The following is a 26,513-nucleotide window of genomic DNA, read 5'->3' as shown; positions in this document are numbered from 1 at the left end:
TGGTGCGATGTCGCGCAGGTCGAGCGCGCGGAGCTCCGGTGCCAGGATCTCCCGCATGGCAACCTCACTCACTCGGCGCCGGCCACCCTGGGTCGTTTTCACCCGCCGGGACGACCCATGGCTGAACGCCGAGACCGCCAGGCTGCGGGAACAGGGTGGGCGCGTATTCCGTATGGACGGCCGGGAGCTGCGAGAGCCGAAGAACCTGTTCGCCGCCTTTGCCCGGGAGCTGTCCTTCCCCGGCCACTTCGGCCACAACTGGGACGCGCTCGTGGACTGCCTTCACGACCGGCACGGCCACGGGGGCACCACAAAGGACATCGCGGTCCTGATCGACAACGCCGATGACCTGCGGGGCGCCGGATTCCTGGGGCTCTTCGTCTCGGTCCTCTGCCAGGCGGCGTGGAGGGCCAACCTTCAGCTCGACGCCGATGGGGTGGCGAACCAGCACTGGCCACCGTTCCTCCTGCATTTCGTCTTCCTCCTCGACGACATGCCGCCCAGCGCCTTCGTCGAGGCCGCGGCAAGCGGCATGGACGTGAAAGTGGCACTCGAAGAGGGGCGCATGACGGCGACCCTCACCGGAGAAGACTGGCCCGACCCCGACCATCACGAGTGACGGGTTGGAACGCACCGTAATCACGCAATCTCTAGCCCTTTATTGCTGCATATGGCGTTATGGTCGAAGGGCGGATTATTACCTTGTTAGTGAGGTGGAGAGTGGTTCGCTCCGATGGGGGACCGCCTCAGGTGGGGCTGGTGAGAGGCGGCACCGGGCCCACACGTTTTCGTGAGCGGTTCCTGCAGGGCGAGTCGGTCGAAGGAAGAGTGAGAAGCCCGATCCAGGACTCCTGGCAGCGTTGCCGGTCACTGGGTCTGTCCCCCGACCAGGCGGAGCTTCCCTACCGGGAGGACTTCGACCCCGACGGCAGGCTTGCCCGCGCGGCAGCTCCCGTGCTCGACCGGCTGCAGTCCAAGTTCGCGGGCATGGAGATGAACATCTCCCTCGCCGACGGGAACGGGACGGTGCTCCAACGCCGTTTCGGCAGGGAGTCCTGGGCCAGAAGTCTTCCGGACATCCAGCGCGCTCCCGGATTCGTGTTCGCCGAACAGGTCGCCGGTACGAACGGCATAGGTCTCGCCCTGGCGGAAAGGCGCCTCATCGAGGTCTACGGTGCCGAGCACTTCGCCGAGCGCTCTCAGTCGAGTGCCTGCTGCGCGCTGCCCGTCCGCGACCCGCTCAGCGGGGGCATCGAAGGCATCCTGTGCTTCGGCTATCCGCGCTCCTTCGCGGACCCCGGTCTGCTCCCCGTCATACGCGGGGCGGCCGAGGCCATCGAAAGGCGGCTGCTGGGGCAGAGCTCCGAGCGAGAGCTGGGCCTGCTGCGGGCGTACACCGAGGCCCGCCGCGTGCGGCTCGGTGAGCCGCCCGGAACCGGGGACGGCAGCAGCGTGGAGGAACTGTCCCAGCTGCTGCACCCCCGTGACCTGGCGATACTCAGGGAGAAGGCCGCCGAGCTGATCTCCGCGGCACGGCGTGTCGCTGTCGATGTGCATCTGTCCGACGGCCGACGCGTCACTCTCCTCAGCCGCCCGATGACGAGTGCCTCCGGGACCCAGGGGGTCGCCGTCGAGGCCGTCCTCCCCGGTCACCCACCACTCCCCGTCGACACGCCGCGCCAGCGGTTCGCCATCCCGCGGCAGGTCGAGGAGCTGCTCAGCCTCCCCGCCGGGCGTGCGACCGAACCCGTTACCCCGCCGTCAAGGTCGCCTGCCGACGGCGACGACGCCACGCCCCACGGCCCGGCCCCGGCCCCCGCTCTGGTGCTGGTGGGTGAGCCAGGAGTAGGCGAGTACGCCCTCGCCGCACGGCGCCGCCTGGAACTGCTGTCCGAGGCCAGCGCCAGCATCGGCACCACCTTGGACGTGCGGCGTACCGCCGAGGAACTCGCCGAGACGGCCGTCCCGCGACTGGCCGACTTCGTCACCATCGATCTGGCCGAGGCCGTGCTGCGCGGTGAGGAGTCCGCGGACCCCGGCAGGGAACTGCGCCGTACCGTGGTGCACGGCATCCGCGCCGACTGCCCCTTCCACCCGGTCGGCAAGCGGATCGAGCTCTGGCCGACCACGCCCCAGTCGCGTTCCCTGACCGGCGGGCGCGCAGTCCTGGAACCCGATCTGCAGGCCGCCGCCGGCTGGCTCGCCCAGGACCCCGAGCACACGAATCAGCTACTCGCCCACGTGCACTCCCTCATCACGGTGCCCCTGGTCGCCCGCGGCGTGGTCCTCGGCGTCGCCAGCTTCTACCGTTCACGCGATCCCGCTCCCTTCGGGGACGACGACTGCTCGCTGGCCCAGGAACTCGTCTCCCGCGCCGCCCTGTGCATGGACAACGCGCGGCGTTACACCCGCGAGCACGCGATGGTTCTGGCCCTGCAGCGGAGCCTGCTCCCACACGGTGTGCCCGAGCAGAACGCCGTCGAGGTGGCCCATTGCTATCTGCCGGCCGAGTCAGCCGTGGGCGGGGACTGGTACGACGTCATTCCGCTCTCCGGCACCCGCATCGGCCTCATCGTCGGCGATGTCGTCGGCCACGGACTGCACGCGGCCGCCACCATGGGCCGCCTGCGCACCGCCGCACGCAGCTTCGCCGAACTCGACTTCAGCCCGGATGAAGTCCTCAGCCACCTCGACGATCTGGTGGTGCGCCTGGACCGGGAGGAAGGCCGGGAGGACCCCGCGGCCGACAGCATCGGCATCATCGGCGCGACCTGCCTGTACGCCGTCTACGACCCCACCTCGCAACAGTGCACCATGGCCCGCGCCGGCCACCCCCCGCCCGCGCTGGTCCACCCCGACGGCACCGTGTCATTCCCCGACCTGCCGGCCGGTCCTCCACTCGGCCTGGGCGGCCTGCCCTTCGAAGCCGCCGAGTTCCACGTTCCCGAACACAGCCAGCTGGTCCTGTACACGGACGGGCTCATCGAGGACCGGCAACGCGACGTCGATGTGGCCCTCGATGACCTGCGACGGGCACTGGCGCACCCGGACCGCCCACCCGGGGACACCTGCAAGGCTGTTCTGGACGGCGTGGCCCCCGCTCACCCCGGTGACGACATCGCCCTGCTGGTCGCCCGCACCCACACCCTGGACCCCAAGCGGATCGCCGACTGGGACCTGGCAGCCGACCCGGCCCTCGTCGGCCAGGTCCGTGCCTCCGTCACCCGGCAGGTGACCGACTGGGGCCTGGACGAGGCCGCGTTTACCGTGGAACTGCTGGTCAGTGAACTGGTCACCAACGCCGTCCGCCACGCGACCGGGCCCATCAGGGTGCGGCTGATCCACGACCGCACCCTGATCTGCGAGGTCTCCGACACCAGTAGTACCGCCCCGCACCTGCGCCGGGCGGCCAGCATGGACGAGGGCGGCCGCGGCCTGTTCCTCGTCGCCCAGCTGGCGCAGGCCTGGGGGGCTCGCTACACCCCGGAGGGCAAGGTCATCTGGGCCGAGTGCTCCCTTGACGCGGCGGCCTGAGCACGGGTCCGTTCGCGGCCACCACACGTATGGAGGAATGCCCTGCCGATCAACTGACCCGTTGGAGTAGCAGGGGCCGCAAGATGCCGTAAATGCGGTAGGCGGTCCCAGTAGCATCCCGATGCGGACGGGAACCACTCGCCAGGCCACCACCCGCCAGGCCACCACCGGAGAAGTCCGTGCATGACGCTCCAGACACCTCTGCGAACGTGCGCCCGCCGCTCGGCGCGGAACCCCTCGTCCGAATCCGCGGTCTCAGCAAGCGGTTCGGCGGGACCCGCGCGCTCGCCGGGGTCGACCTCGACATCCACGGCGGCAGTGTCCTCGCCCTTCTGGGGCCCAACGGTGCCGGAAAGTCCACGCTCATCAAGGTGCTCGCCGGCGTCCACCACGCCGACGAAGGAGAGGTGACGGTGGCCGGGCACCGGCTCGGGACCGACGCCGCCTCCCGGTGCATGTCCTTCATCCACCAGGACCTCGGTCTCGTGGAGTGGATGACGGTCGCCGAGAACATCGCCCTCAGCACCGGGTACGCGCGCGGCGGGCGGCAGCGCACGCTGATCTCCTGGCGGCGGACCCGGGAGCGCTGCACCGAGGTGCTGCGCACCGTCGCCGGACATCTGGACCCCGACGCTCGGATCGCCGACCTCGCCCCCGCCGAGCGTTCACTCGTGGCCATCGCGCGTGCCCTCGCGACCCGGGCCGAACTCATCGTCCTCGACGAGCCGACCGCCAGCCTCCCCGCCGCCGACTGCGCCCGCCTCTTCGACGTACTGCACTCCCTGCGCGACCGGGGGCACGGCATTCTCTACGTCAGCCACCGCCTGGACGAGGTGTACGCGGTCGCCGACACCTTCGCGGTCCTGCGCGACGGCCGCCTCGTCAGCCATGGCCCGCTGGCGGGCCACAGCCTCACCCGCCTGGTGCACGACATCGTGGGCTTCGAACTGACCGCGCACCGGCCCGCTGCCCTGCCCGCCGACGGCCCGCCCGCGCTGACCCTCGACGGCGTCCGGACCGCGCGGGCCGGACCGGTCAGCCTGGAGCTGCGGCACGGCGAGATCCTCGGCCTCGTGGGCCTCACGGGCGCCGGGCACATGGACCTGGGCCGCGCCCTCGCCGGGTCCCGGCGGCTCCTCGGCGGCCGCGCACTTCTGGACGGTCGCCCGTACCGACCGGGGACGGTCGCCGCCGCCGTCGGCCTCGGTGTCGGTCTCGTGACCGGCAACAGGCAGGAGGAGGGCTGCGCGGCCGAACTGACCGTACGGGAGAACCTCCTGGCCAACCCCCGGGCGGGCGGACTGTCGGCGTTGCGCTGGATCAGCCCCCGCCGCGAGCGTACCGAGGCCGTCGCCCTGATGGACCGGTTCTCGGTGCGTCCCCGTGACAGCGAGGCCCCGATCGCCACCCTGTCCGGCGGCAACCAGCAGAAGGTCATGATCGGACGGTGGGTCCCGGTCGGCATGCGCCTGCTGATCCTGGAGGAACCGACCGCGAGCGTGGATGTCGGCGCCAAGGCGACGATCCACGGCCTGCTCGACGACGCGCTCGCCGCCGGCCTCGCGGTCCTGCTCATCTCCACCGACTTCGAGGAGGTGGCGGGCGTGTGCCGGCGCGCCCTGGTATTCGTCCGCGGGGCCGTGACCGCCGAGCTGAGCGGCCCGGACCTCACGGTGGCCGCACTCACCCGGGCCGCCTCGGCCCTTCCCGGAACCACGGCCCGCCGATGACCACCTCGCCCTCACCACCGTCCCGGCTCGACCGGCTGCGCGAGCAGAGCGGGCACCTCATCGGCACCTACGGTCTCCTGGCCCTCACCGCCCTGCTCTTCCTGGTCTTCTCCCTCGCCCTGCCGCGCACCTTCCCGACCCACGACAACGTCTCCTCGATCCTCTCCACCCAGTCGATCCCGGCCATCCTCGCGCTGGGCGCCACGCTCCCCATCGTGACCGGCAAGTTCGACCTCTCCATCGGCTACGGCCTCGGCCTGGCCCACGTCATGGTGATGCAGCTCGTCGTCAACGACGGCTGGCCCTGGCCGCTCGCCTGCCTCGCGGTGATCCTCGGGGGGACGGTGGTCGGCGTCCTCAACGGTGTCATCGTCGAGTTCGGCAGGATCGACTCCTTCATCGCGACCCTCGGGACCGGCAGCATGCTGTACGCCGTGACCGGCTGGATCACCGGCGGCGCCCGGATCGTCCCCAGCCCGCAGGGCCTGCCGACCGCCTTCACCGACCTCTACGACTCCACCTTCCTCGGCCTTCCGGTGCCCGCCTTCTACGTACTCGCCCTCGCGGTCCTCCTCTGGCTGCTCCTGGAGCGCCTGCCGCTCGGCCGGTACCTGTACGTCATCGGCTCCAACCCCCGTGCCGCCGAGCTCGTCGGCATCCCCACCCGCCGATATTCCATCTATGCCTTCGCCGGGTCGGGGCTGATCGTCGGCTTCGCCGGTGTGCTGCTCGCCGCCCAGCAGCAGATCGGCAACCCGAGCGTCGGCCTCGACTACCTGCTGCCCGCCTTCGTGGGCGCGCTGCTCGGCTCCACCGCGATCAAACCCGGCCGCCCCAACGCCATGGGCACCCTCGTCGCCGTCGCCGTCCTGGCCGTAGGCCTCGCCGGTATCGGCCAACTCGGCGCCCAGTTCTGGGTGACTCCGTTGTTCAACGGCGCCACTCTGCTCCTCGCCGTCGGCCTGGCCGGCTACTCCGCCCGGCGTCGACTGCGCACCGGTGCGACCCCGGCCCCCGAGTCGCTGTCGCCGACGGCGCCGACGGGGGACAGCAGTCCCGGGAACCCCCCGTGACGCCTCCCTCCCGGCACCACGTTCCCGACGTCCGGCCCGCCATCCCGTCCCTGTCCTCCGCGAGGAGTTACCGTGCACTCCCACCGCAAGACCTCCCTCACAGCCGCCACACTGCTGGCAGCGGCAGCCGTCCTCGCCGGCTGTGAGCGCGGCTCGTCGACCGGCACCGGGGATTCCACCGGGGGGCCGGGTGGCTGCCCCGAGACCCTCGCCAGGGCCGAGGCGGCCGTCCGCCAGGCGGAAAGGACCGATGTCCCCTGGAACGGTCCGACCAGCGGTCCCGAGGCGGTGTCCGGCAAGACCATCGTCTACGTCGCCCAGACCATGACCAACCCCGGGGTCGCGGGAGCCGCCAGAGGTGTGACGGAAGCCGCGAAGGTCATCGGCTGGAACCTCCGGGTGATCGACGGAGGGGGCACCCCGGCAGGGATCCAGGCGGCCATGAGCCAGGCCGTGGCCCTCAGGCCCTCGGGCATCGTCATCGGCGGCTTCGACCCCAACTCGACCTCGCGCCAGATCGCGCAGGCCGACGCGGCGGGAATCCCCCTCGTCGGATGGCACGCGGTCGCCGCACCCGGACCCAGTGAGAGGCCCAAGCTCTTCTCCAACGTCACCACCAAGGTGGAGGACGTGGCCAGGATCAGCGCGGACTGGGTCATCGCGCGGTCGGGCGGCGACGCAGGCGTCGTGGTCTTCACCGACGCCTCGATCCCCTTCGCCAAGAACAAGTCCGAGCTGATCCGGAAGGAACTCGCGACCTGCTCGGACGTGGACCTGCTGGCGTACGAGAACATCCCGATCCCGGACGCGAGCACCCGCACACCCCAGGCGGTCTCCTCGCTCGTCTCGCGCTTCCAGGACGAGTGGGACTACTCCGTCGCCATCAACGACCTGTACTTCGCCGACGCCGCGCCCGCGTTCCGTACGGCCGGCAAGCAGGGTTCCGGCCCGCCCTTCAACATCGGCGCGGGCGACGGCGATCCTTCCGCCTTCCAGCGCATCAACAACGAGCAGTACCAGGCCGCCACCGTCCCCGAGCCACTGTCCGAGCAGGGCTGGCAGATCATCGACGAGTTCAACCGCTCGTTCTCCGGCCGGCCCGCCAGCGGCTATGCCGCCCCCGTCCACATCTCCACCGCCGCCAACAGCCGCGGGGCCACGACCTGGGACCCGGCGGGCTACCGCGAGGCGTACCAGAACATCTGGGGCAGGTAGCCCAGGCGTCAGGGCGCGGTAGGCCAGGGGGTTCGCATGGGGGAGGGCGAGCCGGCCTCACCTCCGGGCGAGAAGGGCCGTGATCAAAGGAGCCGGGTCGGCGCCCTGGTGGAGGAGGGTGTCCGTGGGGACGGCCCGCAAACCCTGCTTCTCGACGGCGGGCAGCTGCGGCAGGTCTGCCCGGTCGAGGAGGAAAGTGGAGGCCACGTCCGTGTAGAAGGCCGCGACGCCGGCCGGGTCCGCGGCGAAGCCGGCGGCGGCCAGCAAACGGGCGCGGCTGCGTGCCCGGGTGTTCTCACCGGGGTCGGTGATCGGCACCGAAGCGACGATCGGGGTGACGACGACCGTCCTGTGGCGGGCGGTCTTGAGCGCTTCACGCACTCCGGTGAGGTGCAGGATCGGCCCCAGGCTGGCGACCGGGTTGCTCGGACCGATGATGATGAGATCGGCCGAGGCGATGTGCGCGAGGAGTCCGGCGGCCGGTGCGGCGAGGGCGGGGCCTCGGATGTACGTATCCGTGACGTCGGCGGTCGCCTGTTCGCGTACGAGGAATTCCTGGTAGTGAAGGTCTCTCCCGCCGGACGTCACCACACGGGTGGTGATCTCGGCATCGGTCGCCGGAAGGATCCGGCAGCCGAGCCCGAGTCTGCGGGCCAGGTCCGAGGTGATCTCGCTGAGGGTGTGGCCCGCCCGGAGCCGCCCGGTCCGGTACAGATGTACCGCCAGGTCCCGGTCGCCGAGGTTGAACCACTGGCGGCCCTCGATCTCGCCGAGGGTTTCCATACAGCGCCAGGTCTCGTCCCGGACGCCCCAGCCGCGCTCGGAGTCCTGGCGCCCGGACAGCGCGTACAGCACCGTGTCAAGGTCGGGGCAGACCCGCAGGCCATGGATCCAGAGATCTTCACCCGTGTTCACGGCGAGCGTCAGGTCGATCTCGCCCCCTCGGGCGAGAAGCGCCTTCCACAGTCTCGACGCCCCGATGCCGCCGCCCAGGCCGACGACCTTCAGGGAGGTCATGCCGGGACGTCCAGCCGGTAGCCCACTCCGCGGACCGTACGGATCATGCGTGGCCCGCCCGCTGCTTCCAGCTTGCCGCGCACCCGGTGGACGTGCTCGGTCACGGTCGCCTCGCCGAGCCACTCCGCCGACTTCCAGATGTGGTGCAGCAGTTGATGCCGGGTGAACACCTGGCGCGGGTGGGTGGCGAGGAACGCGATCAGGTCGAACTCCTTGGCCGTGAGGTCGACCCGGACGCCCCCCACCCACACCTCGTGCGTGGCAGGCTCGATACGCAGGGGCCCGTTGACGATGAACCCGGCCGGGTCCGGCCCTGCCCTGCGCAGGACGGAGCGCACCCGCGCGGCGAGTTCCGCCGGGGAGAACGGCTTGACCAGGTAGTCGTCGGCGCCCAGATCGAGGCCGATGATCCGGTCGGTCTCGCCGTCGCGGCCCGACAGGATGATGATCGGCAGATCCTCGGCGGCGCCGGCCTGTCCCGTGCGCACCGCCCGGAGCACGTCCAGACCTCCTACCCCGGGCAACGACAGATCGAGGACGACGAGCGCCGGGGTCTCGCCCGATATCCGCTCCAGGGCCACGCGCCCGTCGGTGACCTCGACCACCTCGTACCCGGATTCGTTCAACTGCCGGTGTACCAGGGAGCGGATGCGTGGATCGTCGTCGACGACGAGGATGCGGGTCACGGGTAACAGCTAGCACAGAGCACTGAGAGCGGCAATAACCCTGAATTGAAAAACGTGAAGATCGGCGGTCATTGAGAGAGCGTTGAGAAACCGTTGAACCCGCGGTGACGCGCAGGGCACACCATTGCATCCGTGGTTTTCATCGCTCCGGCCCGTGGTGCCGACACCGTCTCCGGTGTCCTTTCGTCCCAGGCTTCCATCCGTGGGGACGCTCCCTTTCTTGTCTTCGAACGCGAACCGGGAGTCGTCGAAACGACGAGTTGGGCCGAACAGGACGCCCGTGCCCGGCAGACGGCCGCCGCCCTCGCGGATCTGGGAATCTCGGCCGACACTCGATTCGGCGTACACCTCGGCAACAGCCCCGACTTCTACGACATCTGGTTCGCCGCCGCCTACCTCGGCGCGGTCATGGTGCCGACCAATCCGCTCTCCACGGCGGCGGAACTGCGTTACCTGCTCGGCCATTCCGGCTGCCGGACCGTGCTGACCCAGACCGACCTCGTCCCCACCGTCCAGGCGGCGGGAGCAGAGCAGGTCATCGACGTCGGCGGAGACTGGACCAGCGGCGCCCACCACCATGCGGGCCCTCCGGACGCGACTCCCGGCGACGTGCTCGGCGTTCTCTACACGTCCGGGACCACCAGCCGGCCCAAGGGCGTGCAGATCACACACGCCGCCTACCTCGCCGTGGGGGACGCGGTCGCGGACCACGTCCGGCTGCGCCCCGACGACCGCTTCCTCATCGTCCTGCCGCTCTTCCACGGGAATGCGCAGTACTACTGCTCGATGTCGGCGCTCGTCACGGGTGCGTCGATCGCGCTGACCCCCAGATTCAGCGCCGGCCGGTGGTCGGAACAGGCCGCGGCACTCGGGGCCACGATCGCCAGCCTCTTCGCCGCGCCGATTCGGATGATCCTGGCGAAGAGCGGGAACTCCGGGGGGAATTCTCCCGGGCTTCCTCCTGATCCTCCCCTCGGCCCTTCTCTCCGGGCGACGTTGTTCGCACAGAATGTCTCACCGGATCAGGCAGCCGAATTCGAGCGCCGTTTCCGGACGCCGCTCGTGCAACTCTACGGAATGACGGAGACCGTGATTCCGCCGACCATGAATCCGTTGTACGAGACCCGGAACCCGCTCAGCATCGGCCGTCCCCTTCCCGGTGCCCGGCTGCGGATCGTGGACTCCGACGGTGCCGACGTCGCTCCCGGGACACCCGGTGAGCTCCTGGTCGGCGGGGAGCCCGGACGGACGCTGATGAGCGGGTACCTGGACGATCCGGACGCGACCGCCGCCGCGCTCGTCGACGGCTGGCTGCACACCGGCGACGTGGTCCGCGCCGATGCCGATGGCTTCCTCTTCTTCGTCGACCGCTCCAAGGACATGATCAAGCGGTCCGGCGAGAACGTCGCCTGCGGCGAGATCGAGCGCGTCGTCGACCGGATCGAGGGCGTCCTGGAGTCGGCCGCGGTCGGAATACCCGACGCGATGCTCGACGAGGCGATCCATGTCTACGTCGTCCCGCGGCCACAAGCGCACGTCGACCCCGCCGACGTGATCGCGCAATGCCGTGGCGAACTGGCGAAGTTCAAGGTCCCCGACGCCGTGCACATCGTCTCGCAGCTCCCCCGCACCTCCGTGGGGAAGATCCAGAAACACCTCCTGCGCCGCCCGGCCACACCGGCCCCGATGGCACAGGCCGAGCACGATCGAGGTCTCGACACCGACACAAGCGCCCCGGAGTCGAACCGAGCCCAAAATAAGAGGGAGAGACCATGACAGCTGTGCAGCCTGAAAAGGCGGCGGGGATGCCGTCGTCCCTGGGACTGACGTTCAAGGAGGCCGTCGGCCGACGCCGGTCGATCCGCTACTACAAGCCCTGGCAGCCGGTCGAACGCGAGAAGATCCAGAAGATCCTGGAGGCGGCCAGGCTCCAGTCCTGCCACGGCAACGCGGGCCAGATCCGCAAGGCGGTCGTCGTCCACCGCGAAGAGACCGACGAGGACGTCTTCACAGGACTCGTCGACGCGCTCTACAACCAGCCCCAGGCCGCGCAAGCACCCGTCCACATCTACTGGACGATCGACATGACCGGCTGGGACCACCTGCGCGACAACCTGAAGGGCCTCATCGACGCCGGTGCGCTGACCTCCAGTTACGGCTGGAGCGAACAGTTCATCGACGAAATCGTCCTGAAGACACCCGACTTCAACGTCATGGCCGGCGAACGCCGGTTCGCCGAGTGGCTGTCGGCCATCGAGACGGGCATGGCCATCGGCGCCGCCCTGCTCGCCGCCCAGGACGAGGGCCTCGGCACCCAGCTCCTGACCGGGAAGCGCCAGCAGATGGCCGAACTGCTCGGCATCCCGGACACGGCCACGGTCGCGCAGATCCAGTTGCTCGGCTACGCGGCCGAGGGGCCCGAGGCGGGCGGGCAGCGGCCCCGACCCGACTTCGAGGAGCTCTACTTCGACGGTCGGTGGGGCACCTCCCTGCAGCGCGATCCGGAGGTCGTCGCGGGCCTGATCGAAGACGGAATGATCCAAGAGCAGGCCCCGCTCCCGTACCGGCGCAGGGAGGTCCGGGCGCTCGCGGCGATGTTCGGTCTGCCGGACTGATTCCCTGGGACGGCCGACCCCTTCGGCCGTCCCACGGCGTTTTCACCATGGCTCGCTCAGAAAGGGTTGCATCGTGCCCCGTCCCGACTTCGTCGCGCACCGATCGGTCCAGCGGTACGCCGCCACACTCGCCGACCTCACGCCCCGGGAGCGCGACGAACGGCTCGACCTGCTGCAGTCGTTCGCCGAGTACGTGGACCGTGACCCGGACACGATGATCGAGGAGATCTTCGACGAGGAGACCCGCAAGTACCGCAGGCGCGGCTTCTACACGGGCGAGGCCAAGGCCTTCGCGGCGAGCTTCGACGATTCGCCCAACGCCCAGTTGCGGCGCAGCAATGTCATCCGTGCCTTCTTCATCGCCAACGGTCGTCGCCTGCTGACCGAGCGACCGGCCTGGATGAGCTGACCACGAGCCGTTCACGATCGAAAGGGCGCCATGGACGATCCGGACGACCTCGCACGGTGCTCCACCACGGAGCTCGTCGCCGCCGCGGGGCGACGACGCGACGACGCCTTCGGCAGCCGCATCACGTACTCGCCGAAGGTGTTCATCCCACTGACGCGGCTCTGCCGTGACCGGTGCGGCTACTGCACGTACGCGACGGCACCGCGCTCGTTGCCTGGCGCCTACCTGACGCCGCGGGAAGTTCTGCGGATCGCGTCCCGGGGAGCCGAATTGGGCTGCCACGAGGCGCTGTTCACGCTCGGCGAGCAGCCGGAGGCGCGCTACCCGCAGGCACGGGAGTGGCTGACGGAGCACGGTTACGCCTCGACCGTGGACTACCTCGCGGCGATGTGCGAGCTGGTCCTCGCGGAAACGGGACTGCTGCCACACACCAACGCCGGAGCGATCGCCGCGGACGAACTCGCCGCCCTGCGACGGGTGTCGGCCTCGCAGGGGATGATGATCGAATCGCTGCGGCCCGACCTCCCGGCCCATCGCGGCGCACCGGACAAGGCCCCGGCCCGCCGCATTCAGACCCTCGAAGAAGCAGGCCGGCAGCGGATTGCGTTCACGACCGGCCTTCTCGTCGGCATCGGCGAGACCGAGCAGGACCGGATCGCGGCGCTGCGCGCCATCGCCGCCTCGCACGCCCGGCACGGCCATGTGCAGGAGGTCATCGTCCAGAACTTCCTTCCCAAGCCGCACACCGCGATGAGCGGCGCTCCGGCCTGCCCGCACGAGGAGCACATACGGGCCGTCGCGCTGGCGCGGCTCCTCCTCCCGGTGGACGTCCACCTCCAGGCGCCGCCGAACCTCTCCGAGCCCGGACGGCTCGGCGCGTTGATCGCCGCGGGTGTCGACGACTGGGGCGGGGTGTCTCCGGTGACGGCAGACCACGTCAATCCGGAACGTCCCTGGCCGGCGATCCGGGCCCTGCGGGCGGCCACGGAGTTGACGGGCCATGTTCTGGCGCCGCGCCTGCCGGTCCATCCCGAGTTCGCCCGGGCCGCCGACCGCTGGCTCGACGAACGGCTGCGCTTCCCGGTCCTCGACCGCTCGGATGCCGAGGGCCTCGGCCGCGACGATCCCGGCGCGCACTGGCCCGAGCGGTACGAGGCCGCCGGGAACGTCGGCACCGGTGCGGAGGTCGTCCAGATCGGCCGTCGCTCCACGGCCTGGTACTCAGGCGCCGGCACCGACCCGGTCCTGCTCCTGCCGGGCCGGGCGGCCGCCTCCGGGGCGGTCCGTGAGGTGCTCGACGGGGTGCTGGCGGGACAGGAGACCGGACACGACGAGCTGCTGACGCTCTTCGGGGCCCGCGGGCCGGAAGTCGCCGCGGTGGCGGAGGCCGCCGACGAGATCCGCCGCGAACTGGTCGGCGAGGACGTCACCTTCGTGACCAACCGCAACATCAACTACACGAACGTCTGCACATTCCGGTGCACGTTCTGCGGTTTCTCCAAAGGGCCGCTGAGCCTGAACCTGCGGGGTACGCCCTACCTCCTGACGATCGATGAGGTCGTCGCCCGCGCGAGGGAGGCATGGGAACTCGGCGCCACCGAGGTGTGCCTGCAAGGCGGGATCCACCCGAAGTTCGACGGGAACTTCTATGTCGAGGTCGCCCGAGCGATCCACGAAGCGGTCCCGGACCTGCACATCCACGGGTTCACCGCGCTCGAGGTGCGGGAGGGCGCCCGACGGCTCGGCGAGTCCCTCGAGGAGTACCTGTGCCGGCTCCGGGCGGCCGGGCTGAAGTCCCTGCCGGGAACCGCCGCGGAGATCCTCGACGACGAGATCCGTGCCGTGCTCTGCCCCGACAAACTGAACACCGAGCAATGGCTGGACGTGCATCGCACCGCGCACAGGATCGGGTTGCGCAGCAACGTCACCATCATGTTCGGATCGGTCGAGCACCCTGAGCACTGGGTCCGCCATCTCCTACGGACCCGTGCGTTGCAGCGCGAGACCGGCGGGTTCACCGAGTTCGTGGCACTGCCCTTCGTCCACATGGCCGCTCCGGTCTACCTCAAGCGCGCGGCACGCAGGGGACCGACCTGGCGTGAGGCGCTGCTCCTGCACGCGGTCGCCCGCATCGCCTACCGCGACGACATCCCCAACATCCAGGCGTCCTGGGTGAAACTCGGACCGGTCGGCGCTCGGCAGCTGCTCGCCGCCGGTGTCAACGACCTCGGCGGGACGCTGATGGACGAGAACATCAGCCGGGCGGCGGGCGCCGCACACGGCCAGGGGCTCACGCCCGCCGATTTCGCGGACATCGCCGCGGCCGTGGGCCGTCCGGTGCGACGGCGCACGACCCTGTACGGCGAGGTGTCCGGGATGCCGGTGCTCGGCGAGGCACGATGACCGCTCCGGTGGCCCACTGGGACCGGTGCGAGGAACTCACCGCGCTCAGGGGTGCTGACCGACGAACTCGATCCCGAAGGCGCTCATCCGCCGGTAGAGGGTGGCCCGGCTCATCCCGAGCGCGGCAGCGGCCCTCACCCGGTTGCCCTTCGTCTCCCACAGGGTTTTGACGATCAGGTCGCGTTCGGCGGCCTCCAGCCGGGACAGCCGCCGCCTGCTGGTGCCCGACACGAAACTCATGGGCAGGTCCCCTGCCTCGATGTCGCCGACCGGACGCCGTCTGAGAGCGGCACGGAGCACGGACTGAAGTTCGGTCACATTGCCTGGCCAGTGCCCGCCGGCGAGCAGACGGGCCGTCTCGGTCGAGCACTGCACCCGGCGGCCGGGTGCGAGCCTGCGCAGCAACACCGTGGCCAGCGCTTCCACGTCGCCGGGGCGGTGGCGCAGTGGCGGCAGTGTGATCGATGTGTCGAACCATTCGAGCACGTCGTACACCGGGGCCGAGTCCTCCACGGTCGTGGCCGTCACCATGCCGACGAGCCAGAGATCCGGGGAGGCGCCGGTGAGTCCGGCCCGGATCGCGGCCACGGTTGCCCGGTCGGCCCGTTCCAGGTGGCGCAGGACGACCGTGCCGGTCATGTCGGCAAGAGCCGTCTGAAGGGCTTCCCAGGACATGGCCGCGTCCCCGGCGCAGTCCAGGACGGTGAACCGCCGGAGCGGGCGCTGTTCGAGATGGGCGGCACGGGTGAGGGCGTACTTTCCGACGCCGGGTTCGCCGAGCAGCAGCGTGGGCGTGCACCGGGCGGCTGACCGGCGGACCGCGCCGCACACGACCAGCCAGGCCGGATCGGCGCCGGTCAGGCCGACGAAGGGGCGCTCCGAGGCGGCAGCCGTGGTCTCGCCCATCCGCTCCGGCCTGGGGAAGCTCACCTCCAGCACCACGCCGACGGATCGCCTTCCGGTCCGCACGCGGACGGAACGCAGCCTGGTCTCGCCGACGCTGAGCAGCAGTCGTGCCTCGCCGCGCGCGCCCCGGGCGAGCTCCGCGGCGATCTGCTCGACGTGTTCCCGGTCGACAGCGGGCAGACGGGTCGCGGCGGAGTTGGCCATGACGAAGTCGCCCGACACCGCCAGCACCGGATTGGGCGTCCGTGTGCACGCGGCCTGGAACTCCGCCATCAGAGCCCTTGGCCCGGCACCCACCCGTTCGAGGAGCAGCCGCTCGACGTCCTGGGCGGCTTGGCCGGCCAGCACACGCATGAGGTCGTTGGCGTCCGCGGCCCGGCAGGTGATGTCGATGATCCCCTCGAGCCGGTGCGTCAGCGGGTTGTGGATCGGCGCTCCCGCGCAGGCGAACGGCCGCAGGGGATCGGTGAAGTGCTCGGAGCCGACGACGAGGGTGGCCGAGCGGCTCTCCAGCGTCGTCCCGACACCGTTGGTCCCGGCGTGCTCCTCGGCGTAGCTGAACCCGGGTGCGAACCAGATCTGGTCGAGTTTGCACCGTAGATCGCTCTCGCCGACCCGGCGGTCCAGCAGCCGGCCGTGGGCGTCGGTGAGCACGACGCTGACGGCCATTCCCGACAGCTGTTCCTGGAGCCGTTCCAGGACCGGCTCGGCGCAGGTCGCGAGGGATCCGTCGAAGTCGAGATCCGGTTCGTACGGGATGTCGAACCGCTCGGCGGGGACACCGGCCGTCAGGGACCGGCGCCATGAGGCGAGGATCTGCGTGCGCACGGAGGCGTCAGGGCTGTCGCCGCTGAGGAACCGCTCACGGGCGCGCTCGACGTGGACACGCTCCATCTCACCACCACCTTGCGGTCCAGGCCCGCGTCACAGGAGGAGCAAGTTAACGATACGGCGCGGCGGTGTTTCCGGAAGAAGTGAACTGTCTCAATCTGGGACAGCCATGGCCGGAACCGTCCCGTCTCATGGTCCCATGACGCAAACCACCACGGATGGACGTCCGTTGCTGCACGAACTGGCCAATGAGTTCAGCGTCCTCTACGGCACCGCGGAGCTGTTCGCGGTCTCGCCGGGACTCTCCCGGCAGCAGCGTCACGACGCGGACGTCATGCTGGACGCACTGCGCAATCTGGCGGCGTTGCTGGCCTCCGCCGACCGCGAGGCGAAGGCGTACCGTCTGACGCCCGAGCTGGCACACGAACTGAGGACACCTCTGCAGGCCGTCATCGGATTCGCCGAGATGCTGCGGGCGGGCGAGGCGCGGGACGACTGCCTGCGCGGCCTGGTGGCCGCCGGACGGCACATGGCGGGCCTGCTGGACGACGCGGTCGCGGGCGGGACCCGGGGGAGGAGCACGTTGGCGAGCACGGCGGTGGCCCAGGCTGTTCTGCTGGCCTCACCGCTGGCCCGTGCGGCGCACGTCGGTCTCGTGCCGGCCAGGCGCACGACAGAGGACCTGGTCGGCGCCGATCCGCTCCGGTTGCGTCAGGCGGTGCTCAACCTCCTCACCAACGCCGTCGAGTGCAGTCGGCCGGACAGCGAGGTGAACGTCGTGGTCAGCGGACAGCCGGGCACCGTCACGATCGCGTGTCACGACCGCGGACCGGGGCTGACCGCCGCCGAGATCACGGAACTGATGAACCTGCGCCGTGGCGATCGCGCGCATGGCCTCGGGCTGCTGATCACACGCGAACTCGTGGGCGGAATGGGCGGATCCCTGGGCATCCGGAGCGTCCCTGGGCAGGGTTCCTGTTTCTCGATCGACCTTCCCGCGCTTCCGGAGCACCGGAGATAGCGCCCGATGGCCCGGATCATGGTCGTGGAGAACGACGACCGGCTGCGTGAGCTGCTGCAGCGCCAGTTGGCCAAACTGGGGCACGAAGTCTTCGCTGTGGCGGATGTGGCGCCGGCGCTGAGCTGTGGCTGGACGGGGGAGCTGGCCATCGTCCACCTCGGGGTGCCCGGCGGCGGATGGGAACGCCTGGGGATCCCGGTCGTGGGGACCTCGGGCGAGCCGCGGCATCCCTCGGTACCGCCCGGTGTCGTCGATCTGCTCCGCAAGCCGTACACGCTGGCGGAACTGGGTGAAGTCATCGGCCGGCACACGCGATAGGGGACGCGATGTGCCGGCCGATGAGTCGAAAGGCGAGTCAGAAGGGGTTCTTGCTCCCCATGGGCGCGGCCGCGGGGGCTGCTTCCATCACCGTGATGGCGACGATCGTCACTCCCTCCAGAGGGGCCTGCTTCACGTTCTCCTGCGGGACTTTCTGACCGTCGAGGGCGATTCTGATCCAGCGGCCCGGTTCACCGGCCTCGCCGGACAGTCGCCACATCAGTTCGGGATGGCTGTCGGCCAGCCCCTCCCACAGCTCGCCCACGGTCGCGCCCTCACCGTCGACGACCCGCCGCCCCCCGGTGCACCAGGCCATGCCGTGCGGTACCTGTACCTTGACCGTCATCTTCACTCCCTGGATGGTCGCGTCCTGGATGGCCGCACTCAGTGCCAGGTGGCGTCCTGGTTGCGGATACGGTCGGTGATGTAGCCCGGGACGTAGAACTTGTCGTAGTACGCCGAGTCCACGTTGTGCAGCTGGATCATGAAGTTGCACTGCATCGGGCTGAAGTTGACCGGGTAGCGCCCGTACTTCTCGACGTTGTGCCGGACATCGCGCTTGACCGCCTCGATGGTCCAGTCCTCGTAGCGCAGCCGGGGGTTGCCCCGGAAGCTCTCCAACTGCTCCCGCTTGAAGGGCAGTTCGTCGAGGTCGGAGCCCGAGGGCCCGCCCTTGCCGAAGAAGTCGCCCTTCTTTCCGTAGCGGTAGTCGACCACCGAGTCGACGAGTTCGTCGATGCTGTCCCACCACGGCGCGGGGTAGCCCCAGCTCTCGAACACGTCTTCGCGGCCGATCGAGTACCGCTGGCCATTGACCTCGTTGTACTTGAAGCCCAGCCCGTTCGCGATCTCGGGGAGGCTGCCGAGCACGAGGTCCTCGGCGAAGCCGCAGAAGTTCCAGTAGCCGAGGCCGAGCGCCTCGGCGGCCAGCTTGGCGTTGCCGATCGCGTGTCCCACCACGTAGTCGCTGGCCTGCAGGCACAGCTCCTCGAACTTCTTGTGCGGGTAGGGGAGGGTGAGTTTGGGGTGCTCACGCAGGAAGTCCGCGCCGACGTTGGGTTCGCCGTCGTCGTCGACGATGTACCAGCCGGCCCACTCGTAGAAGGTGAGCAGCAGGTTGATCTGCTCGAGCGCGATCTCGCCGACCGGGATGATGATCGAGGTCCCCGGCTTGTTGAAGTTCCACTGCCAGGCGCCCATCAGCCGGTTCGGCACACCCCACGACAGGTCGATGCGCCGGTCGGAGAGCTGGACGAGCCCGTCTCGATACCACTGAAGGATCTTGTAGTAGTCGTCCGGTCCCTCGATCTCGACCGGCTTCTCGCGCTTGCGGGTGGGCTTCCAGAAGAACGTGCCGCGGTCGTTGACCAGGAAGAAGTGCACCTGCGAGTCGTTGCAGGGGCCGGGGATCGTCCGGCCGGCGACGCACAGGAACGTCGCCATGTCGACCCCGCACGGGAGGTCCATGACGATCTGGCCGTTCGGGCCGCCGGCCGCCCACAGGACCAGGGCCTCCTGGACCTCCGTCAGCGGTGTCGGGTCGACCGTGGACTTGTACTTGAACTCGCCTTCGGGCAGGAGTTGAGGGAGCCCGGTGGCCGGGTGGATCTCCTCCTCGCCCGTCTCGTAGGTGAAGCCGCGACCGAACCGGCGCGTCCTCAGCTGGGACAGCAACTGGAACACCGGCGGCGTGTTCTCGAACGCGCGCGCAATGTCCGCCTGTTCCTTGTCGGTCGGCTGGACCTTGCCGTTGGTCTTGACGTCGTACGTGATCGCCGACATCGGACCGCCTCCTCCGGGGTGCTCGTGAACCGATGCGGCCCAGGCTGGACCCGCTCCCTCGGTGGGAGGTAACGCCGTCCACAACGCTCGCTCAACACCGCGCGTTGACGGGCAGTTGAGACGGCGTTGGGTCAGGCATGAGGGCCCCGGCGCACGCTGTGCCCCAGGGCCACGACTGGAAGGGGCGGCGACATGACCGAGTCCACGCACTGCGACCTTTCCGCCCTGTTCCGCGACGCCATGGCGGCCTTTCCCTCCGGCGTCACGATCATGACCACCGCGGACCGGTCGGGCCGGCCGTGGGGCTTCACCGCCAGTTCGTTCTGCTCGCTGTCGCTCGACCCGCCACTCGTCCTGGTCTGCCTCGCCAAGACCGCCCGGTGCCACCCGGCCTTCCGGCAGAGCGACGACTGGACGATCCAGATCGTCGCCCCACGCCACCTCGCACTGGTGACACGGTTCGCCACCAGCGGCGCCGACAAGTTCACCGGAAACGAGTTCGTCCCCGACGAACGGGGCGTCCCGGTCCTGCCGGACGCGCCGGTCACCCTGGCCTGCTCGGCCCACGCACGCCATGACGGTGGCGACCACAGCATCCTGGTCGCCCGCGTCCACGACGTCACTCTCCTGGACGACCAGCCCCTGCTCTATTTCCGACGCGCCTTCCAGCCGCTGGCAGAACTGTCGGCAGGCCCTCACGCGCCCTGAGTGCCGAGGGCACGAAGCCGTCCTCCTGGGTTCTCGCCGTGTGTGCCGTCCCGGTTCACCCCCTGGATCTTTCGCGCCGTGCCGGACGAGGGCCGCGGTAGACGTAGCGCCGGGCGTCGTCGGGCGGGAGGTCGTCAGGCGGTGCCTCCGCCAGTGCGCGTACGAGGGCGTGGTCGGGGGAGAGCGCGCACGCGGGGTCGGTGCGGGCGGCATCGCCGGTGAGCGCGTGCGCCTGACAGCGGCAGCCTCCGAAGTCCGTCTCCCGGCGGGGGCAGCCACCGCACGGTCCGCTCATCCACTCGGTGCCGCGGTAGAGGTTGAAGGCCGGGGAACTGTTCCAGATCCACTCCAGGGATCTGTCGCGCACGTTCGGTACCTCCAAGTCCGGCAGGGCCCCCGCCGCGGGGCACGGCAGGACACCGCCGTCCGGGGCGACCGTCAGGGAGACCGCTCCCCAGCCTCCCATGCACGGCTTCGCCACCCCGTCGAAGTAGTCCGGTACCACCCACACCAGTTCGGTGGTGCCCGCCAGTTGCTGCCGTCGGCTCTCGACCGTCTCCCGGGCGCGGGAAAGCTGGTCGCGGGTGGGCAGCAGCGCGGTGCGGTTGTGCAGGGCCCACCCGTAGAACTGGACGTTGGCCAGTTCGATCCGCTCGGCGCCCCAGGCCACGCCGAGGTCCACGATGGCGTCGACGGCGTCGAGGTTGTCACGGTGCAGGACGACGTTGAGGCCCAGCGGCAGCTCCGCGTCACGTACGACAGCGGCAGCCTGCTCCTTGGCCGCGAAGGACCGGTACCCCGCGATCCGGTCGGAGGCGGCCGGACCCGCGTGCTGCACCGACAACTGGACGCTGCGCAGCCCGGCGGACGCCAGCGCGGACATTCTCGGTGCGCTCAGCCCGACTCCGCTCGTGACCAGCTGGGTGTAGATCCCGGCCGACTCGGCCGCGGCGACGATGGCCGCCAGATCGGGGCGAAGCAGTGGCTCGCCACCGGAGAGATGAGTGTGGATCACGCCGAGTTCCGCGGCCTGCCGCAGAACGTCTGCCCACTTTTCGGCGGAGAGTTCGCGGGAACGGCGCACGAGTTCGAGCGGGTTGGAGCAGTAGGGACAGTGCAGCGGGCAGCTGTGGGTGAGTTCGGCCAGCAGGGCCCAGGGCGGCGGTGGGCTCGTCATCGCAGCCAGCCCTCCTCGCGTACGCGGTCGAGGAACCGGGGCACCTCGGCCGCCACGGGGGCGCCGGGAAACCGGGCCGCCAGCTCGTCGACGATGTCGCCGACCTGCCGCCGGCCGTCGCACAACCTGAGGACATCAGCCGCCCGGCCGCCGAGGATCACCACCCGTTCCGGCAGGACCAGCAGGTCTGCCCGGCGTACCCGGTCGTGCCGGAGCACGACCGAGCGTGCCAGGGCCGGCCGCCATCCGGTCACGGCCGTTCCTTTCCGTCGGCGTAATCGATCGCGTCGAGCAGTGACCACAGCACGTCGCACTTGAAGGCGAGGGCTGCCACAGCGCGCTCCTGGTCGGCCTCGGTGCGCGCCCAGTCCAGTACGAGGCCGAGGGCCTCCCCGCTGTCCTGGCGGCCCTGGGTCTCGCGGGAGCGGAAGTACGCGAGCCCGTCGGCGTCGATCCACCGGTAGTGGCGTTCGAACGCGGCGATGCGCGTGCGCATGATGCCCGGGGCGGACAGCTCGGTGAGGGACGCCGCGACGGCTTCCAGCGGGGAGCGGAGCCGACAGAAGTTGACGTATCCGTCCACCGCCAGCCGTACGCCGGGCAGCACTTCCGCACCGGACAGCAGCCGGGCACGGTCGAGTCCTGCGGCCTCGCCCAGTCTCAGCCACCGCTCGATACCGCCCTCTCCCTCGGCCCGGCCGTCGTGCTCCTCGATCCGCCGCAGCCACATGCGGCGGAGCTGCGGGCCGTCCAGTTTGGCGAGCACAAGGGCGTCCTTGACGGGGATGTGCCGCTGGTAGTGAAAGCGGTTGAGGATCCAGCGGCGCAGCTCGTCGGGGGTCAACTCGCCTTGGTGCATACGCACGTTGAAGGGGTGGCGGTCGTGGTAACGCTCCCGGGCCACGGTCCTCAGCCGGTCCTCGAACGCCGTTGCCCTGCTGGTGCTGGTGCTGGTGCTCACAGATTGATCACCATTCCGTCGCCGGCCACCTCGATGCCCCGGTCGGCCAGCCGCTTGTGCTGCGGCGCGCCGGGGTCGACGAGGGGATTGGTGTTGTTCAGATGGGTGTAGAGACAGCGGGCGCGCAACGGCGCCAGGCGCTCCGCGGTGCCGCCCGGCCCGTCGATCGGGAGATGCCCCATACCGGTCGCGGTGCGAGTGGAGATGCCCGTACGCCGAGGTTCCTCGTCGTCCCAGAACGTACCGTCGACGATCACGCAGTCGGCCTCGGTGACGGCGGACTGCAGGGCGTCAGGCCAGGCTGCCAGCGCCGGGGCGTAGACCGCGGTCGCCCCGGTGGCGCGATCCGTCAGACGCAGGGCCACGACCCAGGGATCCTCGCCGGGGCCGGGTGAGTCCGTCGCGTATCGCGGGCGTTTGCCGGAGACCGGAATCGCGCTGATCGCGACAGCGGAGTCCGACTCGAGCGGCTCGGGCCGCTCGCGGGGCAGTTCCCGCCAGTTGAGCGGGGTGTACGGGCCGATGACGGCCTGCAGCCGCAGTCGGGTGAGCAGTGCCTCGCGTACGGCACTGGTGGCAAGCAACTCCAGGCCGCCGGCACCGGCTTCGCGCAGCCGGGCGATGCCGAGGGTGTGGTCGAGTTCCGCGTCGGTCAGGATCAGCCCGGAGAGCGGGGTCCGCCGCGATCCGGGGCGGGGGTGCAGTGCCGGGCAGTTCTCGATCTGGTCCCCGATGTCCGGGGTGGCGTTGACGAGATACCAGCGGTCCTCGGACGCCTGTACGGCGAGTGAGGCGTGGCGGCGGCGCCAGTGCGGGTGGGCGCGTGCCCCGGAGCACCCAGGGCACGCGCAGTTCCACTGGGGAATGCCACCGCCCGCCGCGGTGCCCAGCACCTGCAGCAGCACAGCGGCGGGCTAACGGTTGTTCAGGGAGTAGGCGGTGACTTCGAGCGCGGTCTCGACGACCACGTAGTCGGGTGTCTGCCAGCCCGATGTCTCCTCGCTGCCGGGCTGTGCCTGGAATTCCACCGCCTGCTGCACGGATTCGGTCATGAACAGACCTGCCTTTCTAGTGGGGGACAGGTGGTCTCCTGTTCGACTTGTGCTCTGTTGCAGAATCGCGAGCCAAGCCTTCCGGGTCAATGGGGCAGCAAGAAAGTGCTCCGATCTCTCCCGGTGGGAGATGACGCCTCAAAGTCATCCGTCGGCGGATGTGTCGATATAGGGCCTGGCGAGAGGGGTGATGATCTCTGATGTCGCCGGGGTGGTACGGACCTTTGGCTCTATCTGTTCTTGACCGCCCGTCGCACACCTCCTACCTTCTCGGTGAGCTGACGTCTCGTCACCTACCGTCGAGGACTCCTGATCCCCCACTCGAGGAGCAGTTCCATGGCAAGCCACCCCCGCATCACCGCAAGACGCGTGCCCCCTGCCCTGACAGCGGCGGCAACCGCGGTCGCGCTGGCCGCCGGTCTGCTCGGCGCGGCTGCCGGGACCGGAAACGCCACGGCCCGGAGCGTCTCAGGAACCGACAGCGGCATCGACTCCGTCCCCACGGGCATCCGGACGGTCTCGTCCGGCTGGACCGTTCCCTGGGGCCTGAGCTGGCTGCCCGACGGGTCGGCACTCCTCACCGAACGGGACTCGTTCAAGCTCTTCAAGCTCACCCAGTCCGGCACCAGAACCCAGGTCGGTACGGTGCCCAATGTCGTGACCACCAATGGCGAGGGCGGCCTCCTCGGCGTCGCGGTCTCGCCGAACTGGAGAACCGACCACTACGTCTATCTCATGCACTCTGCGGCCAGTGACAACCGCATCGTTCGCATGACGTACGACGGCTCCTCGCTCAGCGGCTACAAGGTACTCGTGACTGGTATAGCCAAGAACAAGTACCACAACGGCGGACGCATCAAGTTCGGCCCCGACGGCTACCTCTACGCCACCACGGGCGACGCCCAGAACGGCGATCGCGCACAGGACAAGAACTCCCTCAACGGCAAGATCCTGCGGATGACGGCGGACGGCAAGCCCGCACCCGGCAACCCGTTCGGCACGCTCGTCTTCTCCCTCGGCCACCGCAACCCCCAGGGCCTCACCTGGGATGCGCAAGGCAGGCTGTGGGAAGCCGAGTTCGGCAACAGCAAGTACGACGAGCTCAATCTGATCGAGTCCGGAAAGAACTACGGCTGGCCGATCTGCGAGGGCACCTGTTCCAGCTCCGGCATGACCAACCCCAAACGGCAGTGGACCGTCAGTGAGGCCTCCCCGAGCGCGGTCGCGTACGCGGACGGCGCCCTCTACCTGGCGGCACTGCGCGGCGAGCGGCTGTGGCGGATCCCGGTCAGCGGCACCAGCGCGGGTACCCCTGTGGCGCACTACACCAGTCAGTACGGCCGACTGCGGACAGTGGAGAAGGTCCCCGGCAAGAACGCCCTGTGGCTGTCCACCACCAACGCCGACAACAACGGAGGCGAGCCGGACGGCGCGGACAAGGTGTTCCAGGTGGATCTGGGGTAGCAGCCGCGTCCTCGTCGCGGAGCGGTGTCGGCGCCGACGCGGCGGCCGTCGGAACAGCGGCCACCGCGAAGGCGACTCCGGCCGCAACAGCGCTCTTGCGGTCGAGCGGTCGGCTACTCCCCTGACGGTGCCGCCAGCGGGACACCGAGGGCCACCGGAGTGCCGAAGTTCGGTGTGCCGTCGGCGTTCCAGGTGAACTTCTGAGCTCTGGTGGTCCGGTTCATGTCACAGCCACCGCCGGCGGAGTCGTTGGCGTGGTAGACCATCCAGTCCTCGGTCCCGTCGGGCGACTTGAAGAAGCCGTTGTGGCCGGGGCCGTACACACCGTTGGCGTTGGACCTCTGGAAGACCGGGTTCGGTGACTTGACCCAGGAGGACGAGCTGAGCGGGTCGCCGCCGTTGTAGGTGAGCATCCCCAGCTTGTAGTCGGGCGTGGAGCAGTGGCTCGCGGAGTAGATGATGAAGGTCTTGCCGTTCCGCTGGAGCACCTCGGCGCCCTCGTTGACCGCGCCGCCCACCGTCTCCCAGCTGTAGGTCGGGGTCGACAGCACACGGCGGGTGCCACTGGCGGTCCACGGGTTCGACAGCGGCCGGATGAACATCGGCTGCGAGCCGTTGTAGAAGGTGCCGAGAAGGTAGAGCTTGCCGTTCAGTTGGAGGATGCCCGGGTCCAGTTCCCAGGTGTTGTCCTGCGTCGGGTCGAGCAGGTCGGCCTTGAAGCTGTAGGGCCCCATCGGGTCCAGGCCGGCGCTCTCGAGCACGTGGATGCGCTGGGTGCCCAGGTCGAACGGCTCCCGCCCGGCCGTGTAGTAGAAGTACCACCGCTTCCCGTTGGGGCCGTCGAGCAGGTGGAACTCCGGGGCCCACATGGTGCCGGCCCCGTTGGGGCGGGTGAGGTTGAAGATCACCTGGTCGTCGGCCGTGGCGAGACCTGCCAGTGTGCTGGCCTTGCGCATGGTGATCGTCGAGTTCCAGGTCGTGGTGGCGAGGTAGTAGTAACCGTCGTAGTACGTGAGCCAGGGGTCGGGCCCGTGCTGCGAGAGCGGATTGGTGAACGTGCGCGGGCCGGTGCCGCCGCCGGAGAAGCCGGGCAGGCGCCACACCCTGCCGTTCGCGGTACCGCACGGCAGCTGCACCAGGCCGGTATTGGAGGCCGATGAGCCGCCGCTCGGCGTGACGCACTTGCCGGAGCTGACGGAGACCAGGTTGAAGGTCTTGTCGGTTCCGGTGACCGACACGGGGACGAGCCGCCACTGCTGGTTCGTTCCGTTGTGGCAGGTCCACTGGATGATCGTGGCGTTGTCCGCTGTGGACGCGCCGTGGACGTCGACACACTGGCCGGCGGCGTGCGTACTGATCGTGTAGACGTCGGTGGTCCCCGCGACCGGAGTGAAGCCGAAGGTCTGGCTCACAACGGTGGTGCACGTGTTGGCGCGGAGCTGCGTTCCGCTGGTCGACGAACTGCCGGGGACCTCAAGGCAGTTGCCGCCGTTCTGGTTCACCCCCGTCGACGTGAAGGCGACGGCGGCGGTCGCGGGCGGAGCCACCAGGAAGGCGACCACCATGGTGAGCACTGCGGTGAGCGAGGCCAGGAATCTGAATCGAGTCACT

24 protein-coding genes are annotated in these 26,513 nt (G+C 69.7%); 13 read left to right on the top strand and 11 right to left on the bottom strand.

Features of this window, described 5'->3' with window-relative positions:
- Nucleotides 1-55: 55 nt before the first annotated feature.
- From FGD71_RS07020 to FGD71_RS07000, 5 genes are all read left to right on the top strand, one after another.
- Nucleotides 56-619, top strand: coding sequence for a barstar family protein (locus FGD71_RS07020; protein WP_162931052.1), 564 nt, complete (start codon nt 56-58; stop codon nt 617-619).
- Between the two features lie 101 nt (nt 620-720).
- Entirely contained in the window at nt 721-3,534 is a 2,814-nt protein-coding gene (locus FGD71_RS07015) for a SpoIIE family protein phosphatase (RefSeq protein ID WP_420878249.1), read from the top strand.
- Nucleotides 3,535-3,713: 179 nt separating this feature from the next.
- Nucleotides 3,714-5,264: a sugar ABC transporter ATP-binding protein gene (locus tag FGD71_RS07010; RefSeq protein ID WP_119099519.1), complete on the top strand. Its 1,551-nt coding sequence runs from the start codon at nt 3,714-3,716 to the stop codon at nt 5,262-5,264.
- The gene (locus tag FGD71_RS07005; protein WP_119099518.1) at nt 5,261-6,337 is read left to right on the top strand and encodes an ABC transporter permease; all 1,077 of its coding nucleotides are present in this window, start codon (nt 5,261-5,263) and stop codon (nt 6,335-6,337) included. The genes FGD71_RS07010 and FGD71_RS07005 overlap by 4 nt, the downstream gene beginning before the upstream one ends.
- Nucleotides 6,338-6,409: 72 nt before the next feature.
- On the top strand, nt 6,410-7,552 hold the full coding sequence (locus tag FGD71_RS07000; RefSeq protein WP_240436433.1) for a substrate-binding domain-containing protein: 1,143 nt from the start codon (nt 6,410-6,412) through the stop codon (nt 7,550-7,552).
- A gap of 57 nt (nt 7,553-7,609) precedes the next feature.
- Here the strand turns inward: FGD71_RS07000 and FGD71_RS06995 are convergent, their stop codons facing one another.
- Complete coding sequence (locus FGD71_RS06995) at nt 7,610-8,569, bottom strand: 2-phospho-L-lactate transferase CofD family protein (RefSeq protein WP_119099517.1); 960 nt, start codon at nt 8,567-8,569, stop codon at nt 7,610-7,612.
- Entirely contained in the window at nt 8,566-9,255 is a 690-nt protein-coding gene (locus FGD71_RS06990) for a response regulator (protein WP_119099516.1), read from the bottom strand. The genes FGD71_RS06995 and FGD71_RS06990 overlap by 4 nt, the downstream gene beginning before the upstream one ends.
- Before the next feature lie 132 nt (nt 9,256-9,387).
- On the opposite strand from FGD71_RS06990, the gene FGD71_RS06985 reads away from it, so the two are divergent.
- The 4 genes from FGD71_RS06985 to FGD71_RS06970 all read left to right on the top strand — a co-directional run bounded on the left by FGD71_RS06985 (nt 9,388) and on the right by FGD71_RS06970 (nt 14,682).
- Nucleotides 9,388-11,031: a class I adenylate-forming enzyme family protein gene (locus FGD71_RS06985; protein WP_119099515.1), complete on the top strand. Its 1,644-nt coding sequence runs from the start codon at nt 9,388-9,390 to the stop codon at nt 11,029-11,031.
- A complete protein-coding gene (locus FGD71_RS06980; protein ID WP_119099514.1) occupies nt 11,028-11,870 on the top strand; it encodes a nitroreductase family protein in 843 nt (280 codons plus the stop codon). The genes FGD71_RS06985 and FGD71_RS06980 overlap by 4 nt, the downstream gene beginning before the upstream one ends.
- A 73-nt stretch (nt 11,871-11,943) precedes the next feature.
- Nucleotides 11,944-12,279, top strand: coding sequence for a hypothetical protein (locus tag FGD71_RS06975; RefSeq protein WP_119099513.1), 336 nt, complete (start codon nt 11,944-11,946; stop codon nt 12,277-12,279).
- 30 nt (nt 12,280-12,309) lie between these two features.
- Nucleotides 12,310-14,682, top strand: coding sequence for a bifunctional FO biosynthesis protein CofGH (locus FGD71_RS06970; protein ID WP_119099512.1), 2,373 nt, complete (start codon nt 12,310-12,312; stop codon nt 14,680-14,682).
- Nucleotides 14,683-14,727: 45 nt separating this feature from the next.
- Here the strand turns inward: FGD71_RS06970 and FGD71_RS06965 are convergent, their stop codons facing one another.
- On the bottom strand, nt 14,728-16,482 hold the full coding sequence (locus FGD71_RS06965) for a sigma-54-dependent Fis family transcriptional regulator (protein ID WP_119099511.1): 1,755 nt from the start codon (nt 16,480-16,482) through the stop codon (nt 14,728-14,730).
- A 136-nt stretch (nt 16,483-16,618) separates the two neighbouring features.
- Here FGD71_RS06965 and FGD71_RS06960 point away from each other — a divergent pair, with 136 nt between their 5' ends.
- Both FGD71_RS06960 and FGD71_RS06955 read left to right on the top strand, forming a co-directional pair.
- Entirely contained in the window at nt 16,619-17,440 is an 822-nt protein-coding gene (locus FGD71_RS06960; RefSeq protein WP_162931051.1) for a sensor histidine kinase, read from the top strand.
- Nucleotides 17,441-17,446: 6 nt separating this feature from the next.
- Complete coding sequence (locus FGD71_RS06955) at nt 17,447-17,758, top strand: response regulator (RefSeq protein WP_119099509.1); 312 nt, start codon at nt 17,447-17,449, stop codon at nt 17,756-17,758.
- Between the two features lie 37 nt (nt 17,759-17,795).
- Here FGD71_RS06955 and FGD71_RS06950 read toward each other — a convergent pair whose 3' ends face one another.
- Nucleotides 17,796-18,104: a MoaD/ThiS family protein gene (locus tag FGD71_RS06950; RefSeq protein WP_140935840.1), complete on the bottom strand. Its 309-nt coding sequence runs from the start codon at nt 18,102-18,104 to the stop codon at nt 17,796-17,798.
- A 38-nt stretch (nt 18,105-18,142) separates the two neighbouring features.
- A complete protein-coding gene (locus FGD71_RS06945) occupies nt 18,143-19,540 on the bottom strand; it encodes a hypothetical protein (RefSeq protein ID WP_119099507.1) in 1,398 nt (465 codons plus the stop codon).
- 192 nt (nt 19,541-19,732) lie between these two features.
- On the opposite strand from FGD71_RS06945, the gene FGD71_RS06940 reads away from it, so the two are divergent.
- Nucleotides 19,733-20,248 (top strand): flavin reductase family protein, encoded by a 516-nt coding sequence (locus FGD71_RS06940; protein WP_119099506.1) that lies wholly within the window; start codon nt 19,733-19,735, stop codon nt 20,246-20,248.
- Nucleotides 20,249-20,303: 55 nt separating this feature from the next.
- Here the strand turns inward: FGD71_RS06940 and pqqE are convergent, their stop codons facing one another.
- Genes pqqE through pqqA form a run of 5 tightly spaced genes read right to left on the bottom strand, consistent with a single transcriptional unit; the run spans nt 20,304 to nt 23,438 of the window.
- Complete coding sequence (gene pqqE / locus FGD71_RS06935) at nt 20,304-21,425, bottom strand: pyrroloquinoline quinone biosynthesis protein PqqE (RefSeq protein WP_119099505.1); 1,122 nt, start codon at nt 21,423-21,425, stop codon at nt 20,304-20,306.
- Entirely contained in the window at nt 21,422-21,679 is a 258-nt protein-coding gene (pqqD, locus tag FGD71_RS06930; RefSeq protein WP_240436432.1) for a pyrroloquinoline quinone biosynthesis peptide chaperone PqqD, read from the bottom strand. Before pqqD ends, pqqE begins: the two co-directional genes overlap by 4 nt.
- A complete protein-coding gene (gene pqqC, locus FGD71_RS06925; RefSeq protein WP_119099503.1) occupies nt 21,676-22,386 on the bottom strand; it encodes a pyrroloquinoline-quinone synthase PqqC in 711 nt (236 codons plus the stop codon). The genes pqqD and pqqC overlap by 4 nt, the downstream gene beginning before the upstream one ends.
- Entirely contained in the window at nt 22,383-23,291 is a 909-nt protein-coding gene (gene pqqB, locus FGD71_RS06920) for a pyrroloquinoline quinone biosynthesis protein PqqB (protein WP_119099502.1), read from the bottom strand. The genes pqqC and pqqB overlap by 4 nt, the downstream gene beginning before the upstream one ends.
- 9 nt (nt 23,292-23,300) lie before the next feature.
- Nucleotides 23,301-23,438 (bottom strand): pyrroloquinoline quinone precursor peptide PqqA, encoded by a 138-nt coding sequence (gene pqqA, locus FGD71_RS06915; protein WP_119099501.1) that lies wholly within the window; start codon nt 23,436-23,438, stop codon nt 23,301-23,303.
- A gap of 336 nt (nt 23,439-23,774) precedes the next feature.
- On the opposite strand from pqqA, the gene FGD71_RS06910 reads away from it, so the two are divergent.
- Nucleotides 23,775-24,902, top strand: coding sequence for a PQQ-dependent sugar dehydrogenase (locus tag FGD71_RS06910; protein ID WP_119099500.1), 1,128 nt, complete (start codon nt 23,775-23,777; stop codon nt 24,900-24,902).
- Between the two features lie 113 nt (nt 24,903-25,015).
- Here the strand turns inward: FGD71_RS06910 and FGD71_RS06905 are convergent, their stop codons facing one another.
- Nucleotides 25,016-26,512, bottom strand: coding sequence for a family 43 glycosylhydrolase (locus FGD71_RS06905; RefSeq protein ID WP_119099499.1), 1,497 nt, complete (start codon nt 26,510-26,512; stop codon nt 25,016-25,018).
- Between the last annotated feature and the right edge of the window lies 1 nt (nt 26,513).

This window comes from Streptomyces sporangiiformans (assembly GCF_005768555.2).
Classification (GTDB): Bacteria; Actinomycetota; Actinomycetes; order Streptomycetales; family Streptomycetaceae; genus Streptomyces; species Streptomyces sporangiiformans.
This window is presented reverse-complemented; position numbering and strand designations above follow the sequence as displayed.

Coding starts and splice junctions, on each gene's coding strand:
- FGD71_RS07020 (WP_162931052.1), top strand. CDS start 56: ATGGCAACCTCACTCACTCGGCGCCGGCCACCCTGGGTCGTTTTCACC.
- FGD71_RS07005 (WP_119099518.1), top strand. CDS start 5,261: ATGACCACCTCGCCCTCACCACCGTCCCGGCTCGACCGGCTGCGCGAG.
- FGD71_RS06995 (WP_119099517.1), bottom strand. CDS start 8,569: ATGACCTCCCTGAAGGTCGTCGGCCTGGGCGGCGGCATCGGGGCGTCG.
- FGD71_RS06980 (WP_119099514.1), top strand. CDS start 11,028: ATGACAGCTGTGCAGCCTGAAAAGGCGGCGGGGATGCCGTCGTCCCTG.
- FGD71_RS06970 (WP_119099512.1), top strand. CDS start 12,310: ATGGACGATCCGGACGACCTCGCACGGTGCTCCACCACGGAGCTCGTC.
- FGD71_RS06965 (WP_119099511.1), bottom strand. CDS start 16,482: ATGGAGCGTGTCCACGTCGAGCGCGCCCGTGAGCGGTTCCTCAGCGGC.
- FGD71_RS06960 (WP_162931051.1), top strand. CDS start 16,619: ATGACGCAAACCACCACGGATGGACGTCCGTTGCTGCACGAACTGGCC.
- FGD71_RS06955 (WP_119099509.1), top strand. CDS start 17,447: ATGGCCCGGATCATGGTCGTGGAGAACGACGACCGGCTGCGTGAGCTG.
- FGD71_RS06950 (WP_140935840.1), bottom strand. CDS start 18,104: ATGACGGTCAAGGTACAGGTACCGCACGGCATGGCCTGGTGCACCGGG.
- FGD71_RS06945 (WP_119099507.1), bottom strand. CDS start 19,540: ATGTCGGCGATCACGTACGACGTCAAGACCAACGGCAAGGTCCAGCCG.
- FGD71_RS06940 (WP_119099506.1), top strand. CDS start 19,733: ATGACCGAGTCCACGCACTGCGACCTTTCCGCCCTGTTCCGCGACGCC.
- pqqE (WP_119099505.1), bottom strand. CDS start 21,425: ATGACGAGCCCACCGCCGCCCTGGGCCCTGCTGGCCGAACTCACCCAC.
- pqqA (WP_119099501.1), bottom strand. CDS start 23,438: ATGACCGAATCCGTGCAGCAGGCGGTGGAATTCCAGGCACAGCCCGGC.
- FGD71_RS06910 (WP_119099500.1), top strand. CDS start 23,775: ATGGCAAGCCACCCCCGCATCACCGCAAGACGCGTGCCCCCTGCCCTG.